Source organism: Janthinobacterium violaceinigrum (genome assembly GCF_009208555.1).
In the GTDB taxonomy this organism is placed as follows: Bacteria; Pseudomonadota; Gammaproteobacteria; order Burkholderiales; family Burkholderiaceae_D; genus Janthinobacterium; species Janthinobacterium violaceinigrum.
This window is the reverse complement of sequence record NZ_WFLI01000019.1, coordinates 71,998-91,259: the sequence shown is the minus strand read 5'-3', so window position 1 is coordinate 91,259 and position 19,262 is coordinate 71,998. Positions and strand designations below refer to the sequence as shown.

Annotated in this window: 15 protein-coding genes; 8 read left to right on the top strand and 7 right to left on the bottom strand. The window is 63.1% G+C overall.

What is annotated here, in order from left to right; genetic code table 11:
- Positions 1-37 precede the first annotated feature (37 nt).
- Positions 38-1,255 (bottom strand): alanine transaminase, encoded by a 1,218-nt coding sequence (alaC, locus tag GCN75_RS16995; protein ID WP_152283509.1) that lies wholly within the window; start codon positions 1,253-1,255, stop codon positions 38-40.
- A gap of 309 nt (positions 1,256-1,564) precedes the next feature.
- On the opposite strand from alaC, the gene GCN75_RS16990 reads away from it, so the two are divergent.
- On the top strand, positions 1,565-2,248 hold the full coding sequence (locus GCN75_RS16990) for a pentapeptide repeat-containing protein (RefSeq protein WP_226941436.1): 684 nt from the start codon (positions 1,565-1,567) through the stop codon (positions 2,246-2,248).
- Between the two features lie 158 nt (positions 2,249-2,406).
- Here the strand turns inward: GCN75_RS16990 and GCN75_RS16985 are convergent, their stop codons facing one another.
- Entirely contained in the window at positions 2,407-3,621 is a 1,215-nt protein-coding gene (locus tag GCN75_RS16985) for an MFS transporter (RefSeq protein ID WP_152283508.1), read from the bottom strand.
- Positions 3,622-3,735: 114 nt separating this feature from the next.
- On the opposite strand from GCN75_RS16985, the gene GCN75_RS16980 reads away from it, so the two are divergent.
- Positions 3,736-4,662 carry a LysR family transcriptional regulator gene (locus GCN75_RS16980; RefSeq protein ID WP_152283507.1) on the top strand — a complete coding sequence of 309 codons (927 nt, stop codon included), beginning with the start codon at positions 3,736-3,738 and terminating at the stop codon, positions 4,660-4,662.
- Between the two features lie 199 nt (positions 4,663-4,861).
- Here GCN75_RS16980 and GCN75_RS16975 read toward each other — a convergent pair whose 3' ends face one another.
- Positions 4,862-7,129, bottom strand: coding sequence for a carboxy terminal-processing peptidase (locus GCN75_RS16975; protein ID WP_152283506.1), 2,268 nt, complete (start codon positions 7,127-7,129; stop codon positions 4,862-4,864).
- Between the two features lie 519 nt (positions 7,130-7,648).
- On the opposite strand from GCN75_RS16975, the gene GCN75_RS16970 reads away from it, so the two are divergent.
- Both GCN75_RS16970 and GCN75_RS16965 read left to right on the top strand, forming a co-directional pair.
- On the top strand, positions 7,649-9,619 hold the full coding sequence (locus GCN75_RS16970) for a methyl-accepting chemotaxis protein (protein ID WP_193317543.1): 1,971 nt from the start codon (positions 7,649-7,651) through the stop codon (positions 9,617-9,619).
- 19 nt (positions 9,620-9,638) lie between these two features.
- The gene (locus GCN75_RS16965) at positions 9,639-9,941 is read left to right on the top strand and encodes a putative signal transducing protein (protein ID WP_226941435.1); all 303 of its coding nucleotides are present in this window, start codon (positions 9,639-9,641) and stop codon (positions 9,939-9,941) included.
- 2 nt (positions 9,942-9,943) lie between these two features.
- Here the strand turns inward: GCN75_RS16965 and GCN75_RS16960 are convergent, their stop codons facing one another.
- Positions 9,944-10,492 (bottom strand): thymidine kinase, encoded by a 549-nt coding sequence (locus GCN75_RS16960; RefSeq protein ID WP_099667472.1) that lies wholly within the window; start codon positions 10,490-10,492, stop codon positions 9,944-9,946.
- 299 nt (positions 10,493-10,791) lie between these two features.
- On the opposite strand from GCN75_RS16960, the gene GCN75_RS16955 reads away from it, so the two are divergent.
- Together GCN75_RS16955 and GCN75_RS16950 are read left to right on the top strand one after the other, a co-directional pair.
- Positions 10,792-12,183 carry a pyridoxal-phosphate dependent enzyme gene (locus GCN75_RS16955; protein ID WP_405002823.1) on the top strand — a complete coding sequence of 464 codons (1,392 nt, stop codon included), beginning with the start codon at positions 10,792-10,794 and terminating at the stop codon, positions 12,181-12,183.
- Positions 12,180-13,361 (top strand): trans-sulfuration enzyme family protein, encoded by a 1,182-nt coding sequence (locus GCN75_RS16950; protein WP_226941434.1) that lies wholly within the window; start codon positions 12,180-12,182, stop codon positions 13,359-13,361. The genes GCN75_RS16955 and GCN75_RS16950 overlap by 4 nt, the downstream gene beginning before the upstream one ends.
- A 100-nt stretch (positions 13,362-13,461) precedes the next feature.
- Here the strand turns inward: GCN75_RS16950 and GCN75_RS16945 are convergent, their stop codons facing one another.
- Both GCN75_RS16945 and GCN75_RS16940 read right to left on the bottom strand, forming a co-directional pair.
- A complete protein-coding gene (locus tag GCN75_RS16945) occupies positions 13,462-15,684 on the bottom strand; it encodes a penicillin acylase family protein (RefSeq protein ID WP_152283505.1) in 2,223 nt (740 codons plus the stop codon).
- A 14-nt stretch (positions 15,685-15,698) separates the two neighbouring features.
- Positions 15,699-16,535 (bottom strand): hypothetical protein, encoded by an 837-nt coding sequence (locus tag GCN75_RS16940; protein ID WP_152283504.1) that lies wholly within the window; start codon positions 16,533-16,535, stop codon positions 15,699-15,701.
- Positions 16,536-16,647: 112 nt separating this feature from the next.
- Here GCN75_RS16940 and GCN75_RS16935 point away from each other — a divergent pair, with 112 nt between their 5' ends.
- Positions 16,648-17,094, top strand: a complete 447-nt coding sequence (locus tag GCN75_RS16935; RefSeq protein ID WP_152283503.1) for a DUF2939 domain-containing protein — start codon at positions 16,648-16,650, stop codon at positions 17,092-17,094.
- A gap of 125 nt (positions 17,095-17,219) precedes the next feature.
- Positions 17,220-17,723 carry a DUF2939 domain-containing protein gene (locus GCN75_RS16930; RefSeq protein WP_193317542.1) on the top strand — a complete coding sequence of 168 codons (504 nt, stop codon included), beginning with the start codon at positions 17,220-17,222 and terminating at the stop codon, positions 17,721-17,723.
- Between the two features lie 30 nt (positions 17,724-17,753).
- Here GCN75_RS16930 and GCN75_RS16925 read toward each other — a convergent pair whose 3' ends face one another.
- A complete protein-coding gene (locus tag GCN75_RS16925; RefSeq protein WP_152283501.1) occupies positions 17,754-19,091 on the bottom strand; it encodes a polysaccharide deacetylase family protein in 1,338 nt (445 codons plus the stop codon).
- Positions 19,092-19,262 lie beyond the last annotated feature (171 nt).

Sequence of the window (19,262 nt, the reverse complement as noted above, 5' to 3'; positions counted from 1 at the left end):
GATATTAGGGGCAACAGATCATTCCATGCGGCAACTTTTACGCGGCCGCTTCCGTTTTCCCGTCGCCAGAACGCAACATATTCTTGATGCCGCGCAAGGCTTGCCGCACCCTCGCCTCGTTTTCGATCAGGGCGAAGCGCACATATTCATCGCCATATTCGCCGAAACCGATGCCGGGCGACACGCTCACCCTGGCTTTTTGCAGCAGCAGCTTGGCAAATTCCAGCGAGCCCAGGTGGCGATACGCTTCCGGGATATGCGCCCAGATATACATCGAGGCCTTCGGCTTTTCCACCATCCAGCCCGCTTCATGCAAACCTTTGACCAGCACGTCGCGGCGGCGCTGGTACTGGGCGCAGATCTGCGTCACGCAGCTTTGGTCGCCTTCCAGCGCGGCAATCGCCGCCACCTGCACGGGCGTAAAACTGCCATAGTCGTGATAGCTCTTGATGCGCGCCAGGGCCGCCACCAGTTCCGCATTGCCCACCATGAAGCCGATACGCCAGCCCGCCATGTTGTAGCTTTTCGACATGGTGAAGAATTCGACGGCCACGTCGCGCGCGCCGGGCACCTGCATGATGGACGGCGCCTTCCAGCCATCGAAAGTGATGTCGGCGTAGGCCAGGTCATGCACCACCAAAATATTGTGCTGTTTTGCCAGCGCCACGACGCGCTCGAAGAATTCCAGTTCCACGCATTGCGCCGTGGGGTTGGACGGGAAACCCAGTACCATCATCTTCGGCTTCGGGTAGCTTTCGCGGATCGCCCGTTCCAGTTCGGCAAAGAAATCCACGCCCGGCCCCATGCGCACGGAGCGGATATCGGCACCCGCGATCACGGCGCCCCAGATGTGGATGGGGTAGCTGGGGTTGGGCACCAGCACCGTGTCGCCCCGGTCCAGGGTGGCCAGCATCAAGTGGGCCAGGCCCTCTTTCGAACCGATGGTGACGATGGCTTCGCTGTCCGGGTCGATGTCGACCTCGTAGCGCTTCTTGTACCAGTGGGCAATGGCGCGGCGCAATCGGGGGATGCCCTTGGAGGCGGAATAGCCGTGCGTGTCGGGGCGTTTCACCGTCTCGACCAGCTTGTCCACGATGTGGGCCGGGGTGGCGCCGTCGGGATTGCCCATCGACATGTCGATGATGTCCTCGCCACGGCGGCGCGCGGCCATCTTGAGTTCGGCGGTGATGTTGAAAACGTAGGGGGGAAGACGATTGATGCGCGAAAAGCTGCGCGGAGCTTGGCTGTCGGTCATGGTTATCTCTGTACGTAAGCGCCCGGATCCGTCCGAGCGACGTTGGCGCAGTGGCTGCGCCTGCAACGATACTAACCCGGCTTCGCAAGAACTGGCAAGTGCGTAGTCTAGCCGCTACAATAGCGACTGATCGAAAATGAGCGCACCGGTTGGTAACCCGGTAAGTGCCTGGCACCGTCCAGCATGCTCCCGCCCACGCGGACCCACGGCGCTGACCCTTGGCTGTTACACCAGCCGGGGAGGTGGTCTGGTTCGTGCATTTTTTCCGCCACGCCATCCCTCCCCTGCTTTGATTAGGAAAATAAACGGATGGCAACACACGACACGACAGTAACGGGCATGACCCTGGACCGCGCCGGCATGGAGCAGCAGCTGGCGCAAGCGGTGCGCCACTTCATCGATTGCGCGTTCGACGGCGAAAACCTGTCGCGCCTCGATTTGCAGGGCTGCACGTTTGAACGCTGCACCTTTGCCGACACCAATTTGTTCGCCAGCAAGCTGGCACGCAGCATCTGGCGCCGCTGCCGCGCGGGCAGCGCCGATTTCGAATCCGTGGACGCCGTCGACGCCAGTTTCGAAGGCTGCGACCTGAACAACACAAAATGGCGGCGCGCCAAGCTGGCCTCGGCCACCTACCGCGGCTGCAAGCTGACGGGCGCCTCGTTCGAGGAAGTGGCCCACCTGGGCCTCACGTTCGAGGACAGCCTGCTGGTGGGCGCCGACTTGCGCGGCTTTTCGTTCCGCAAGGCGATACTCAAGCAGCTGGACTTTTCCGACGCCTACCTGGCCGGCTGCGACTTCCGCGACGCCGTCTTCGAAGGAGGCAGCCTGCGCAACGCCACCATCAAGCTGGCGAAGTTCCAAGGCGCCGACTTGCGGGGTGCCGATATCGACGGCTTCAAACTGAGCGAAGCAGCGTTGCTGAAAGGCGCCGTCATCACGCATGCGCAGGCGGCCAACTTCATGCGCGCGCTGGACCTGGTCGTCATTTAAACGGGCAAAAAAAAGCCCGCTGCGGGAGCGGGCTGAATCTATTTCCTTGGAGGAGATAGAGGAGACAAGTGCATCTTGCGGCATCGCGGCATATCACGCCACTTTATCTTCATGATGATAGAAATACCTGCCAGTGATAATGAGGCGCCATCAGGGTTTCAAGCCGTGCGACGCGTGGCCAGCGGTAAAAATTCTCCCAGCCACACCAGCATGGCCAGGCCCGGAAATGCCATGCCGGTCAGCAAGGTTGCTGGCCAGCCATAGCTGGCGTACACCCAGGCGCCGATGGCCGAGCCGGCCGCGCCGCCGGCAAAGAACAGCGCGAAATACAGGCCGTTCAGACGGCCCCGCACTTCCGCGCCCAGGCTGAAGATGGCGCGCTGGCCCAGCACCAGGTTGGCCGCCACGCCCATGTCGAGCACGATGGACGCGACGACCAGCAAGCCCAGCGCCACATGTTTCGACTCGGGCGCCAACATCGGCAAGGCAAACGCGGCGATGCCCAGCGCCAGCGCGGCAGCCGTGGCCGGCAAGGTGTGGCCCGCGTCGGCCAGGCGGCCCGCGATGGGCGACGCCACGGCGCCCGCCATGCCCACCAGGGCAAAGATGGCGATGCCCGTTTGCGACAGGCCGAACGCGGGGCTGGACAGCACCAGCGGCGTGACGGTCCAGAACAGGCTGAAGGCGCCGAACAGGCCCGCATGATAGGCGGCGCGGCGGCGCAGCACGGACGTGCCCAGCAGCAAGTGCCACAGCGAAGCCATCAAGGCCGGATAGCGCATGTTCGACACGGGCTGGCGCACGGGCAAGGCGCGGCGCAGCACCAGCGCCAGCAGGACCATCAGCACGGCGGCGCCGCCGAACACCACGTGCCAGCTGGCGTGCGCGGCCACCAGCGAAGCCACGGGACGGGCCAGCATGATGCCCAACAACAAGCCGCTGACCACCTTGCCCACCGTCTGCCCCCGCGTCGCTTCCTGCGACAGGTGGGCGGCAAACGGCACGATCACTTGCGCCGCCACGGAACCGAGGCCGATGGCCAGCGCGGCGGCCAGGAACACGATGGCGCCCGTGGAGAGGGCCGCCACGACCAGGGCCGTGGCCGTCACCAGCAAGGCCGTGACGATCAGGCGGCGGTTTTCCAGCAAGTCGCCCAGCGGCACGACAAACAGCAGGCCCAGCGTATAACCCACTTGCGTCAGGGTGACGATCAGCCCGGCCGCCTTGGCCGACAGGCCCGTGGAGGCGCTGATGGGCCCGACCAGCGTTTGCGCGTAGTACAGATTGGCCACGATCAGGCCGGAAGCGATGGCCAGCAGCAGCACCATGGCCGGTGCAATGTCGTGGGAGGCAGAAGATGAGGCCTTGTTCATGTTGTTTCCTCGGTTCGATAGGGATGTCGCTATTCTAGGCAAAGCCGGGGCAAAGATAATTAGGGCATAATCACCCTACACTTTTCACATAAGATGAACAATGAAAGCTATCCCATGGACAAGATCAAGGCCATGCAGACCTTTGTGCGCATCGTCGAAGCCAACAGTTTTTCCAAGGCGGCCGAAACCTTGAATTTGCCCCGTGCCGCGCTGACGGCCACCCTGCAAAAACTGGAAGCCTACCTGGGCACGCAATTGCTGCAGCGAACCACGCGCCGCTTGTCCCTGACGCCGGAAGGGGCTGACTACTTTCGCCATTGCATCGACATCCTGAAAGCCGTCGACACGGCGGAACTGGCGTTCCGCGGCCCCGACGCGAAAAAGCCCCGTGGCTTGCTGCGCATCAACCTGCCCAATACGGTGGGCCGGCGCCTCGTCATGCCCCATATCGCGCAATTCCACGCCGCCTGGCCGGACGTGCAATTGCAGCTGAGCCTGACGGACCGCCTGGTCGACCTGACGCAGGAAGGCATCGATTGCGCCTTGCGCGTGGGCACCTTGCAGGATTCCGCCTTCATCGGCAAACAGGTGGGCCTGATGCGCTTCGTCACGTGCGCCTCGCCCGCCTACCTGGCAAAGCACGGCACGCCGCAGACGCTGGCCGACCTGGCCACGCACCGGGGCATCATGCATTACTCGGGCCGCACGGGACGCGCCTTCGACTGGGATTTTCTGCAGGATAATGAAGTGGTGCGCGTGCAGATGGCGGGCCCCATCGCCGTCAACGACGCGGACGCCAGCGTCGATTGCGCGCTGCAAGGGCTGGGGTTGGCGCAGGCGGCCCAATACCAGGTGCGCCAACACCTCGACAGCGGCGCGCTGGTGGCCGTGCTGCCCGCCTGCCCGCCCACGCCCATGCCCATGTCCTTGCTGACGCCGCAAGGCCGGCTGGCCACGCCCAAGGTGCAGGCGTTTGCGGGCTGGATCACGGCCTTGCTGGCCGCCCAGCCCGACGTGCAACTGCCCATGCACAAAATCTGAGGCAAAAAAAAGCCCGCTACAAGGAGCGGGCTGAATCTATTTTCTTGGAGGAGAATAGAGGAGACAGATGAATTATGCTGCATCGCGGCATATCAATCCAATTGATTGTTGAAATGATAGAAATACGCCAAACAGATAACTGATGGGGCGAAAAAAAACCGGCTCCGCGAGGAACCGGTTTTTTACGCCAGAACGACGTTTACTTTGCAGCCGTCACCGGCGTTGCCTTGGTATCCGCGCCATATGGCAAGACCTTGGACGCCATGCGGGTATCGGCCTTGATCAGCACCACTTCGTCGGCCAGGATGCGCGCCGCTTCGTTCAACAGCACGTCTTTGGCGCTCTTGGCGGCCGTTTCGGCGTCCAGTTCCGCACTCAGCGCCCGCTCGTCTCCCTGCAAGCCGTCATCCGTGCGCAAGGCGCCCTTCACGGCGGCGATCTGCTTGGCCGTCTTGCTGGCCGCCTTCGCGCCTTTCAGCACGTCTTTCGGATCGGGAATCACCACCAGGTCGTCGGACGGATTCGAAATCTGCGCGATCAGGCGTTTTTCCCGGGCCTTGGCGCGCGCTTCCTGGGCATCGCGCTCCTTGCGGCGCACGGTTTCATTGAGCGAGATCTGGTTTTCCTTGCGCTGCTTGACGACCAGAGCTATGTCATCGAGCAAGTACTGGAAATCCTTGTCCTTGGCCACGCGCACTTCATGCTTCTTGTCCAGTAGCGGCACGATTTCCTTCAGGTCGCCCGTCGGCATGTATTGCGCCGGCTTGATGGCCACCCATGGCAGGGCATTGTCATAGCTCGATTCGCCGAAGTTTTCCGTGTCCGACATGGCTGGCAGCTTGATGTCGGGCGTGACGCCGCGCAACTGCGTGGTGCCGCCATTGATGCGGAAGAACTGGGCGATGGTCATTTTCAGCTCGCCGAAACGGGCTTTCTCGCTGCCGCCGAAACGGTCGAGGTTGAACAGGGTCTGCACCGTGCCCTTGCCGAAGCTGCCTTCGCCGATGATCACGCCACGGCCGTAATCCTGCACGGCGGCGGCGAAAATCTCGGAAGCGGAGGCGGAGCCGCGGTTGATCAGCACGCCCATCGGGCCATCCCAGGCCAGGCCCGCGTTCGTGTCGCTTTCCACATCGACCTTGCCTTCGGCATTGCGCTGCATCACGACAGGGCCCTTGTCGATGAACAGGCCCGTCAGTTCGACGGCTTCGTTCAGCGAACCGCCGCCGTTGTTGCGCAAGTCGATCAGGACGTTGTCGACCTTGTCCTTCTTCAACTCGCCCAGCAAGCGGCTGACGTCGCGCGTGGCGCTCTTGAAGTCCTTGTCGCCGCGGCGGCGCGCTTCGAAGTCCTGGTAGAAGGTCGGCAGGGAAATAACGCCGATGCGGCGCTTGACGCCGTTGTCGCGCACTTCGATCACGGATTTCTTCGCCGCCTGCTCTTCCATGCTGATTTTCTTGCGCACCAGCGGCAGGACCACGTGCTTGGCGTCGGGACCGGCGTCGGCCGGCAGGATGTCGAGGCGCACGGTGGAATCCTTGGCGCCGCGGATCAGCTGCACCACGTCGTCGATGCGCATGCCCAGCACTTCGGTGATGGGGCCGCTTTCGCCCTGCCCCACGCCCACGATGCGGTCGCCCACTTTCAGCTTGCCCGACAAGCCGGCCGGGCTGCCTGGCACGACTTCGCGCACGACCGTGTATTCGTCGCGCGTCTGCAGCACGGCGCCGATGCCCTCGAGCGACAAGCGCATGGCGATGTCGAAGTTATCCGAGGCGCGGGGGCCCAGGTAATTGGTGTGCGGCTCGATCGACATGGCGTAGGCGTTCATGAAGATCTGGAACACGTCCTCGCTGTTGAGCTTGCGCGAACGGGTCGTGTAGCTTTCATAGCGCTTGTCCAGCGTCTCGCGGATGGCCTTGTCTTCCTTGCCCGCCAGTTTCAGGCGCAGCCAGTCGTTCTTGACGCGCTTGCGCCACAGGTCGCGCACTTCCTCGTCGTTCTTCGGCCAGGCGGCCTTTTCGCGGTCGATCTGGTAGCTTTCGTCGGCCGTGAAGTCGAACTTGGTTTTCAGCAGCTCACGCGCATACGCCATGCGCTCGTCGAAACGCTGCTGGTACAGGTTGTAGATGGCAAACGGCGCCGTCAGGTCTTCATTGATGATGGCGTCATCGAGCTTGGTGCGCAGCGGCGCGAAACGGTCGATGTCGGCCTGCACGAAGAACAGCTTTTCCGCATCCAGGGACTTGAAATAACGTTCGAAGATTTTCTCCGACATGGCGTCGTCGAGCGGCATGGCCTTGTAATGGACGCGCGTCAAGACGCGCGATGCCCACAAGGCGGCCTGCGTTTGCTGGGCCAGCGGCTTCATGGGGGGCGGAGGAGCGGCGCTCTTGTCCGTCTGGGCTGCGCCAGCGTGGGCTGACAGTGCAAGCACCAGGGTGACCAGCATCATTTGCTTCTTCATCGGCTTCTCCGAAAATTAGTTAAATCAATTCCAGGCGGCGCAGCTGCTCATGCGCCAGCCAGCAAGACAGTAAGGGGAATACACGACTGGTCTGCATATTATTCTACAGGATACGGCCTGGCAGTCTCCCATGGAATATCAGTTTCTTCCCGGAAGCTTAAACGCGGATTAAAGGCGGCGTCTCATTCATTACAAAGTGAAACATTCGTAAGCATATGCATCACGCGCCAGCCCCGCAAATAACAGCAACCCCACTCAAATCCGGAAAGTCAATAGGCCATTCCTGCAATCCTTGATCCAGGTGATGTTTTTATGCGAAAAAGTAATTCTTGTGGGAAACACTTAGTAACAAAACGCAAGCGACATGCTATCATCGCGCCCTGAAATCCAGCTTGCCTGCGCGCGGCTCCCACGCCCGCACGCCTCCGTTTCAAGCGCATTCCCCACCAGATCCCCTCCCCGCGTGTCATGTCATGACCAGGAATGGCCGAGCTGATTACCATTTGCCAGACTCACACTATGCCTACAATTTCCTTCTCCCTCCGCCACTGCAGTGTCGGCGGCAAGATTACCGTCTTCACGTTTGCGCTGGTCAGCCTGATCCTGGCCAGCCTGACTGCACTGATGAGTATCAACACGTCCCGCGTGCTGGAACAGCGTGCCGAAGCGGCCGTCACCAGCGAACTCAATAGCGTCATGACGACCACGGAAGTCTTCCATACGGCCATGGTCAACGAGGCGGCCAGCTTTGCCCGCCTGTTCGCGGCCGAATTTCCCGGCCCGTTCACGGTCGACACGGGCGCCATGGTGGCCGTGGCCGGCAAGGCCACGCCCGCCCTGGCCAACGGCGGCAAGGTGCTCAACCTCGACACGGCCCTGGTCGACCGTTACACGGCGCAGACGGGCGTGATCGCCACCATCTTTGCCGCCAACGGCGACGAATTCGTGCGCATCAGCACTTCGCTGAAGAAGCAGGATGGCGAACGGGCCGTCGGCACCCAGCTCGACCACAACCACCCCAGCTACGCGCCGCTGCGCGCGGGCCAGCGCTTCGTCGGCATGGCCACCTTGTTTGGCAAGCAATACATCACCCAGTACGACCCCGTGCGCGATGCGGGCGGCAAGGTGGTGGGCGTGCTGTTCATCGGCCTCGATATCAGCAAGAATCTGGCCATGCTGAAAGACAAGATCCGCCAGGTCAAGATCGGCCAGACGGGCTACATCTATATCCTCGACACGGCGCCCGGCGCCAACTACGGCCACATGGTGTTGCACCCGAACAGCGAAGGCAAGAGTGCGCTCGACTTCAAGGCCAGCGACGGCCGCCCCTTCATCCAGGAGATGCTGGCGCAAAAGGACGGCGCCATGCGCTACACGTGGATGGCGCCCGGCGAAACGGCTGCCCTCGCACGCGAAAAGCAGCTGTACTACCGTCAATTCAAGGATTGGCAATGGATCATCGCGGGCGGCACGTTCACGGACGAGATCACCGTGGAAGCGCGCCAGCTGCGCAACCAGCTGGCCATTTCCGGCTTCGTCGCCCTGCTCGTCTTTGCCCTGCTGCTGTACTGGCTGGTGCGCGCACTCGTGTCGCGCCCGCTGGCCGCCGCCGAAACGGCCGCCGCGCAAATTGCCGCCGGCGACCTGACCGTGCACCTGGATACGAACAGCCACGACGAGATCGGCCGCCTGCTGCGCGCCATGAACCGCATCAGCGACAACCTGTCGCAAGTGGTCAGCAACGTGCGCGGCAGCGCCGGGCAGATCGCCACGGCGTCCGGTGAAATTGCCAGCGGCAACCTGGATCTGTCGAGCCGCACGGAACAGCAAGCCAGTTCGCTGGAGGAAACGGCCGCCTCGATGGAAGAATTGAGCTCGACCGTCAAGCAGAACGTGGAGCACGCGCAGCAGGCAAGCCGCCTGGCGCAGGCCTCGTCCGGCCTGGCGGCCGAAGGCGGCGCGGCCGTCGCGCAGGTGGCCAGCACCATGGACGCCATCCGCAGCTCGTCGGGCAAGATCGCCGACATCATCGGCGTGATCGACGGCATCGCCTTCCAGACGAATATCCTGGCCCTCAATGCGGCCGTGGAAGCGGCGCGCGCCGGCGAACAGGGACGGGGCTTTGCCGTCGTCGCCACCGAGGTGCGCACCCTGGCGCAGCGCTCGACGGCCGCGGCGAAAGACATCAAGGATCTGATCCAGGCATCGGCCGGCACGGTGGACCTGGGCCACGCGCAAGTGAGCCAGGCCAGCGCCACCATGGATACCGTGGTATCCAGCGTGCAGCAAGTGAGCACCATCATGGCCGAGATCGCGCAAGCCAGCGAAGAGCAGCGCAGCGGCATCGAGCAAGTCAACCAGGCCATCGCCCAGATGGACCAGGTGACCCAGCAGAACGCGGCCCTGGTGGAAGAAGCGGCCGCGGCCGCCGACGCCCTGCAGGAGCAGGCGCAGGAGCTGAACCAGGTGGTGGGCGTATTCAAGCTGTAAGCGGCGGCAGGATGCTAAGATGGCGCAGACCACAGCGCCAGGAGACCCGATGCACAACGACTATGTTTTGATAGCCCGGCTGATGATACCCACGGATGCGCACGTCATCCGCGGCTGCCTGGCAGCGGCCGGTATCGACGTCATCCTCACGGATGACCAGCACATGCAGGCCAACTTGCTGCTGGCGCCCGCCATCGGCGGCGCGCGCGTCATGGTGCGGGAGAAAGACTTACCGCGTGCCAATGAAATCCTCGCCGCCTTCGAACGGGGCGACCTGGCGCTGGCCGATGATGCCGACGTGGGTGGGCCGGCGGCCGAGTAGGCTCAGGCGTAGAAACAGCGCCCGCACGCCTGGCGGTAACTTTCGTTGCCGCCAATACTGATCTGCTCACCTTCCTTGATGCGGCGGCCCTGCTCGTCCACGCGGATGTTCATCGTGGCTTTCTTGCCGCAAGTACAGATATTCTTCAATTCCTCGATATCGTCGGCCAGCGCCAGCAGATAAGCCGAGCCGGGGAACGGTTCGCCCTTGAAATCCGTGCGCAAGCCGTAGCAGATAACGGGCACGCCCTTCACTTGCGCCAGCTGGTGCAGCTGCTGCACTTGCGCCGTGCTGAGAAATTGCGCTTCGTCCACCAGCAAACAAGCCACCTGGGGAATAGCGTCCAGGAAATTCGTGTCGGCATGGAAGATATCGACCTGGCGCTGCGGGCCCAGGCGCGAGGTGACCCTGCCCACGCCATAGCGGCTGTCGATGGCCGCCGTGTACAGGCGCACCTGCTGGCCCTGCTCTTCATAGTTGTGCGCGACCTGCAACAAGGCCGTCGACTTGCCCGCGTTCATTGCGGAATACCGGAAATAAAGTTTTGCCACTGCCGCCTGCCCTGTTCGTCTGGTTTTTCAGGATACTGTTTAGCACCTTTTCGAGGCGTGATTATAAATCGCAATGGCGGGCTTGCGGCAGCTTAATACGGGCGCCATTGCCGAGGCAAGGCACCTGAAAACGGTGCATACTGCAATGATTCACATTCCCGGGCATATGCGAAAGCCGCATATGCAAGCATTAAAACATTCGTTCGCAGGCCATGTCCGCAAGCCTACACTCCGCCCTTTTGCACGGAAAGCGGCTCGGGACACAATCCGGAGCGGCTGTTTCGCTGACAGGAGCCACCATGAATGACCGAATGCCTACCCCACCCTCGCCGCCGGCGTTATACAAGCTGATCGGCAATACCCCGCTGGTCGAAGTGACCAGGCTCGACACGGGCCTGTGCCAGCTGTTCCTGAAACTGGAATCGCAGAATCCCGGCGGTTCCATCAAGGACCGCATCGGCCTGTCCATCATCGAAGCGGCCGAAGCCGACGGCCGTTTGCAGCCGGGCGGCACCATCATCGAAGCGACGGCCGGCAATACGGGCATCGGCCTGGCCCTCGTCGGCCGCATCAAGGGCTACCGCGTGATTCTGGTGGTGCCCGACAAGATGTCGACGGAAAAAGTGCTGCACCTGAAAGCCCTGGGCGCGGAAGTGCACACCACGCGCTCGGACGTGGGCAAGGGCCATCCCGAGTACTACCAGGATTACGCGGCGCGCCTGGCGCGCGAACTGCCGGGCGCCTTCTTTGCCGACCAGTTCAACAATCCCGCCAATCCGCTGGCCCACGAAACGACGACGGCTCCCGAAATCTGGGAGCAAAGCGGGCATGACGTGGACGCCATCGTCGTCGGCGTGGGCTCGTCCGGCACCCTGACGGGCCTGACGCGCTACTTCCGCAAGGTGCAGCCGAAGCTGGAATTCGTGCTGGCCGACCCGCAAGGCTCCATCCTCACCGAATACATCGAGTCCGGAAAAGTATCGGACACCAGCGGTTCGTGGGCCGTGGAAGGCATCGGCGAAGACTTCATTCCCTCGATCGCCGACATGGACAGCGTGCGCCGCGCCTACACCATCAGCGACCAGGAAAGCTTTGATTCCGCGCGCGCCCTGCTGCTGGCCGAAGGCATCCTGGGCGGCTCGTCCACGGGCACCCTGCTGGCCGCCGCCCTCAAATACTGCCGCGAACAGACGACCCCGAAGCGCGTCGTCACCTTCGTGTGCGACACGGGCACGCGCTACCTGTCGAAGGTCTACAACGATGGCTGGATGCGCGACCAGGGATTATTGCAGCGCGCGCCGTCCGGCGACTTGCGCGACCTGATCGGCCGCCGCTACGACGAGGGCGACGTGGTCAGCGTGGCGCCGGGCGACACCCTGCTCACCGCCTTCAACCGCATGCGCGCCAGCGACCTGGCGCAGCTGCCCGTCATCGATGGCGGCCAGCTGGTGGGCATCCTCGACGAATCGGACCTGCTGCTGCACGTCTCCGGCGACGCCGCCCATTTCGCGTCGCTGGTGGGCACCACCATGACGAGGCAGATCGAAACACTGGCGCCGTCAAGCGGCTTGCCCGCCCTGCGCGCCACCCTGGACCGGGGCCTGACGGCCGTCGTCGCCGACGCCGACGCCTTCTATGGCCTGATCACCCGCTTCGACCTTCTCAACCACTTACGCAGGACACTATCTTGAGCCAGCCAACACCCCGCAAGAGCCACCTCGCCACCCGCGTCATCCACGCCGGCCAGTCGCCCGATCCGTCGACGGGTGCCATCATGCCGCCCATTTACGCCACCTCCACCTTCGTGCAGGACAGTCCCGGCGTGCACAAGGGCCTGGACTACGGCCGCTCGCACAATCCCACGCGCTGGGCGCTCGAGCGCTGCGTGGCCGACCTGGAAGGCGGCAGCGCCGCGTTTGCGTTCGCCTCGGGCCTGGCCGCCATCTCGTCCGTGCTGGAATTGCTGGACGCGGGCAGCCACATCGTGGCCGGCGACGACATGTACGGCGGCACCTACCGTTTATTTGAGCGCGTGCGCCGCCGCTCGGCCGGCCACCAGTTCACGTATGTGGACCTGACCAATCCCGAGAACCTGCTGGCCGCGCTGCGCCCGGAAACGAAGATGGTGTGGGTGGAAACGCCCACCAACCCCATGCTGAAACTGGCGGACCTGCGCGCGATTGCCGACATCTGCCGCGAGCGGGGCATCATCGCCGTGGCCGACAACACGTTTGCCAGCCCGCTGGTGCAGCGTCCCCTGGAACACGGCTTCGACATCGTCGTGCATTCAACCACCAAGTATCTGAACGGCCACTCGGACATCATCGGCGGCATCGCCATCGTGGGCGCGGAAGAACGCCAGGCGGAATGGCGCGAGCAGCTGGGCTTTTTGCAGAATTCCGTGGGCGCGATTGCGGGGCCGTTCGACAGCTTCCTGGCCCTGCGCGGCGTGAAAACCCTGGCCATCCGCATGCAGCGCCATTGCGAAAGCGCCCTGGCGCTGGCGCAGTGGCTGGAGCAGCAAAAGGAAGTGCGCAAGGTGTTCTATCCGGGCCTGGCCTCGCACCCGCAGCACGCGCTGGCGCAGCGGCAGATGGACGGCTTCGGCGGCATCATCTCCATCGACCTCGATACGGACCTGGCGGGCGCGCGCCGCTTCCTCGAGCGTTGCGAAGTGTTCGCCCTGGCCGAAAGCCTGGGGGGCGTGGAAAGCCTGATCGAACACCCGGCCCTGATGACGCATGCCAGCATCCCGGCGGAACAGCGGGCAAAGCTGGGCATCGGCGACGGCTTGATCCGCCTGTCCGTGGGCATCGAGGATATCGAGGATCTGCGCCACGACCTGCGCACGGCGCTGGACGCGATCTAGGTGGGGATTGTCGGATTACGCTGCGCTAATCCGACCTACATGTATCGTGTACCGTAGGTCGGATTAGCCCGCAAGGGCGTAATCCGACACACAAGCAACTTCACTCCCCCGGCCGGTACCTGCGCTCCAGGTGCCGGGCTACGTCCTCGGGATAAAACAACACCTCCTTGAACTCGCCGCGCGCATACATGGCCGCCTGGTCCCTGAAATGCGGCGAACGCGGGTCGCCGCTCTGGCCGCCGGCGAGAATGCTTTTCGCCTTGATGCGGGGGCCGAATTCCACGGCCGCCACAAAGCTGTTACCACGCTCGCCGTAGATCCTGCGCGTGGTGCTCTTGCTGCTCTGGCCATACGCGGCCAGCGCGCCCCAGTTGCCGGAGGCGTAAGGCACGGGCAGGCTCGGCTGCGCATCGTCGAACGGCTGCACAATATCTCCCGTCAGGCGCTGAAAGCGGCTGATCTCGCCCCACGGCGTTTGCCAGTTGCCGAAATCGCGCTGCAGTTTATCGGCCGCCGTCGCCAGTGCCGCCAGGCGCTGCGCTGCGCTGACCTTGTCCGTGGCCATGAAGTCGACCACGGGCACGCCCAGTTCCCTCGCCTGCTTGCCCGCCAGTTCCGCCAGCTCCTGGCCCCAGAACACGGCCAGCGAGGTGGCCGTGGAATCGAGCGCATAGCGCCAGTCCCAGGCCCGCAGCAGCGCGATCTTGCCGGCCAGCGCCAGCTGTTGCGCGCCGCCGGGCGGCAGCGCATCGTATGCCGCGAACAGCGGCGGCAGCAGGGATTCGAAGGCCGTCAGTTCGCTGTCGTAGGAGGCGGCGATCAGGCTGTCCAGGGTAAAACCGGTCTTGTTCTGGAAGACCTTGACGGCGTGCAGGCCGCGCGCGTTTTCGCCATACACGGACATGTAGGCCGGATAGTCGCTCTGACGCGGACTGTTGGCGCCGGCCGCCGAATACGGCCAGTTGTTCGTGTTCTGTATCCAGCCATTCTTCGGATTGAACAGGGTGATGGTTTGCGCCACCGTGTGCAGTCCCTGCCACTCGGTGGCCGGATCGCTGCCGTCGACGGGCTGCTTCCAGTTGAAGCTCGGGTCGCGCACGGGGATGAAATTGCCGTGGAAATAGGCGATATTGCCATCCGCATCCGCATACACGGTGTTGTTCGACGAATTCGTGCGCAATTCCATCGTCTTGTAGAACGCCGCATAGTCGCGCGCCTTGGTGCGCGAGTACGATTGCGTGAGCGCCTTCAAGGGCTCGTTCATCAGCCGCACGGCCACCCATTTGCCGTCCTGCGCACGCACGATGGGACCGTGGTGGCTGTAATAGACGGTGATGGTTTTCGACCCCATGGCGCCATCGGCCAGTTTATATGGCAAGGTGATGGGCACGGCTTTCAAGGGGCGCAAGCCGCCGTCATAGCGGTAGAACCAGGCGCCATCCTTGTCCACGATGCTTTCCAGGTATTCGTCGATGACGTCGCCGCCACCCGAGGTATGCATCCAGCCGAGGCGCTCATTGAAACCCTGGTAGACGAAGAACTGGCCCCAGGTGACGGCGCCATACGCGTTCAAGCCTTCGCTGCTGCTCATGTGCACTTCGGGACGGAAGTAGAACGAGGTGTGCGGGTTGATCATCAGCAGCGCATGGCCATTCCTGGTGATGGCGGGCGCGATGGCAAAGCCGTTCGAGCCGCTTGGCTCGGGTTCCAGCCCCGACGCCAACCCGGTTTCGACGCTGGCCAGCGCCACGGCCGCAGGACTGGCCTGCTGGCCGTAAAACGCCTCGAGCTGCGCCAGGTTGACCGATTCGATATCGCCGCCGATGCTGCCTTCGCTGAAGCTCAAGGCCATCCACGGCTCGAAATGCGCGATCAGCCGCGGCTTCACCTGCGGGTGCGTGGCCAGGTAAAAGTTCAGGCCATCGGCAAACGCATCCATCAACTTGCGCAGCCACGGCGGGCTGGCGCGGTACTGCGCCCGCAAGTCAGCCGGATCGATGAAGAGCTTCATGCGCAGGTCGCGGTACAGCTCCCGTTCGCCCTCCACTTCCGCCAGGCGCCCCATGGCGTTGATGTAATTGAGTTCGACTCTCGCGAAATCGTCCTCGGCCTGCGCATACATCAGGCCAAACACGGCATCGGCATCGCTCTTGCCCGTCACATGGGGGATGCCCCAGGTGTCGCGCGCGATGCTGACATTGGCGGCCTGCGCCTGCCAGCGGGCCATGTCCGCGGCAGCAACGGCGCTGGAAGCGGCGGGCGCGGCCAGCGCGGGAATACTGGCGACGGCGACGGAGGCAAACAGGGCACTGCGACGTAACATGCACAAACTCCAGATCAGGATGCGTCAATCAAGGCGGCGATGCGCTGGTTGAGTTCCACGTTCTCCGCCTGCAGTTGCGCCACCCGCTGTTTCAGGCTGGCGATTTCGCCGCGCAGGCGTTCTGCTTCGGACGGCGCCTGGGCTGCGTTCTCGGCCCACGGCTCGTTGCCCGTCTCCGGGGTATCCTGCGGCACGTGAACTTTCGGCTCGCGCGGCGTGCGCGTGGCGGCGCGCTGTTCGCGGATTTCCTTGGCCGCCTGGCGTAATAACTTCTTGCCGCCGGCGACGGCCGCCACCTGTTCTTCCGGCGGCAGCGACGCCACGGTGGCTGCCGCATTGATGGAGATCGTGCCCGAGCGGACCGCTTCGACCAGTTCCGGCGACGCCGCTTTCTGGATCTTCTCGATCTGGCTGATCTGGTTGCTGCTCAGGCGCGCCGCCTTGGCCACCTCTTCGCGCGTGCTCATGGGTGGCTTCGGCGCGTTTTCGCCTTCTGGCGCATCCTGGGCGCTGACGGGCGCCGGACTGCGCGCGGCGACGATTTCCTTCTTGCGCAAGGCCAGCACGCCGCGCTGGAAGTCCGACACGCTGCGGCGCGCCAGGTGATTGTCGATCATCCACAGCATGACGTCGTCGAGCGAGGTAAAGCTGGTGTTCTGGATGGTCTTGAATTCGATGCCGTGCTGGCGGCAGATGGCGTAGCGGTTATGCCCGTCGATCAGCACGTCGTTCCACAGCACCAGCGCGTCGCGGCAGCCTTCGGCCAGCAGGCTGCGTTCGAGCGCCGCGTATTCGCTGGCGGTCAGCGGGTCGATATACGACTGCAGCACCTGATTGATAGTGATATTCATGGTTGTCCTCAATATTGCGGCGCGATGGTCCGCGCCGGCACGAATGCTACACCATCCGCCGGCCCTGGCCGGGTAAAATCACGGCGGCACAGCTCAATCCAGAACACAGACCATGAAAAGAAAGTACGCCACTGCACTCATTTTTGCCGTCGCCGCCATCGGCTTCACCTGGGTCAGTCCCTACATCGCCATGTACCGCATCAGCATTGCGGCGAAATCCGTGCGCCTGGAAAACCTGGCGCAGCAGGCCGACCTGCCTGCCCTGCGGGCCAGCGTGGCGCGCCAGCTGCGGGCGGCGGGCGAAACGGCCAGCGAGGCAGAGTTCAAGGAAATGCTCGACACCATCGTCTCGCCGCCCGGCCTGACGGTGCTGATCCTGCACGGCAAACAGGGACCAGACGGCAAGCGCCACGACTTCGGCATGGCGTACCGTTCGTGGAACGAAGTGGTGTTGCGGCGCACGGGCGCCGGCCCCGCCGCCAGCCAGTTTTTGCTGCGCCGCCATGGCATCTGGGACTGGAAATTGACGGACATCACCCTGCCACCGGAATTACTTTGAAGAAACTTGATCTAAAACAACACTTACCTAAACCTCTATATTGATTTTGGGAAATATTATGTAGAATGCCAACACTTCAGGCGCACCGGGTCGCCAGGCATCCGAGAGATTGCACAATGAAAAGAATGATGCTTCTCGCTGTAGTGGCACTGGTCACGCTGGCCGGCGCTTTCTATGGCAGCCCGTATTTCACCATGAACAAGATCCGCACGGCCACCATGGACGAGGATACCCAGGCCCTGGCGGCGCAGATCGACCTGGCGCAGCTGCGCGGCAGCCTGGGAGAGCAATTGCATGCGCTGTTTTCGGCACCGGAAGTGGCCGACGATATCAGTCCCGACGTCATCGATCCCTTGCTCGACACCATGCTGATGCCCGAGGGCATCGTCGCCCTGATGAAGCTCAATGACCGCTACGAAAACCCGATCGCCAAGGTCAGCGATATCAGCGGCCGCAAGCGCAATACCAAGCCCGACTACAAGCTGCGCTACACCTCGTGGGACAGCGTCGTGGTGCAGCGCGCCCACAGCAAAAGCCATATCGGCGAGCTGACCCTGGCACGCGACGGCCTGTGGCGCTGGAAACTGGTATCGGTGGCGCTGCCGAAGAACTTGCTGGCCGACGCGTAAGGCGCCGGCGCAGCCCTGCTCCCGGGACGGTCAGCGCCGGTCCGTCACCCTGCCCGTCGTATCGGCAAACCAGCGGCTATGCGACACCACCTGCAGCGTGCCGGCCGCCACCTGCCCCGCCAGCCACGCCAGCAATTCATCGATGACGGCATACGAAGTCTGGTATGTCGACTCGGGCGTCCTGACGATATCGTGGCCGTTCACAAAGACAAAGCTGTCATTGTCCACCGCCTCTTCGATGGCCGTTTGCACCTGCGCAAACGTGACATCGTTCGTCAGGCTCACGGAAGCCGTGTTCAGGATGAATGCGGCCTTGTCCTTGCCGGTAAAAAACACCTGGTCAAAGCCGCTCTCGGCCGTGTAGCCTGCGGCACGGGCCGACAGGAAACCAGCCTTGCGCATGGCGTCGATGGCCGTATCGGTCCACAGCGATTCGACCCAGGCATGGTGCGATGGGCCATCGCCGCTGATGCCTGCCGTGCGCATTTGGTCGCGGCCCACCTGCAGCGCCGTCACATAATTGGCGGAACCCTGCACCACGACGTTGTCGTGCACGCTCTGGTGCAGGATGAAGTCGAACAGGCGCGACGGGTCGTCGAAGCGCACCTTCATGCGTTCGGCCGACATGTAGTCGGGCTGTCCCAGCAGGGATGTGACGATGGCAAACGAGGCAGGCAGCCCGTAATACTTCAGGCGCTCCATCAGATACGTATCCCAGGAAGCAAAGCCGTCGTCAAACGACAGTATCACCGTGGGCAAGGTACGCTTGGGCAATGCCGCAAACATGCCCAGCCAGATCGTTTCCGGCTGCGTGGTGGCTGCGGACAGTTGCACCGTAAATTTGCCGCGCGCCAGGGTCGCCGCCGTCGGCACACCTTCGCAATCGAGCGGTGCGTCCAGCTTGGGCACCCACCATTCATTGTCGATGAACATCACCGTGTCCGCCCCGGCCGAGCCGCCGTAATGCAAGGCATTCAGCGCACCGTACCAGTAATTACTCCATTCGCTATCGCCCAGGTAAATCATGCCGCCGATCTGCATGATGGCGGCATTCGTGGAGCGCAAGGCAAAGGAAAAGCGCCGCAAGTCCCAGCCGAAGGGAATGCGGGGCTGGCCTTTGCCCGTCGCACCCGACGTGCCCACGCGCACGACGGTGCCTGCAGGCAAGCCCGCAGGCAAATCCACGCGCAAGGAGGGATAGCCATCCTTGAACGACATGGCGGCATCGAGCGACACCGTGCAGCCCGGCGACACATCGCTGTCCCAGAAGGACAGGTCGTGCGTGGGCATGAATTCCAGCGGCGTATTGGTGACGGGCGGCGGGGGCATGGTAAAGCGAGGGGGTGCGTCGTGGCAGGGGCTGGTCATGGTGCGGCTTTCAAAAGTACTGCGCGCGGCGCCCGACGGACAAACACCGCACGGCAGAAGATGGTCGATAAACATCGCCTCTGGCAAATCTTTCAGCCTCGGGTACTTGTCAACTATATCATTTGATTGCCAATATACAAATAAATAATGCCAATAGTTCATACTTTTCGC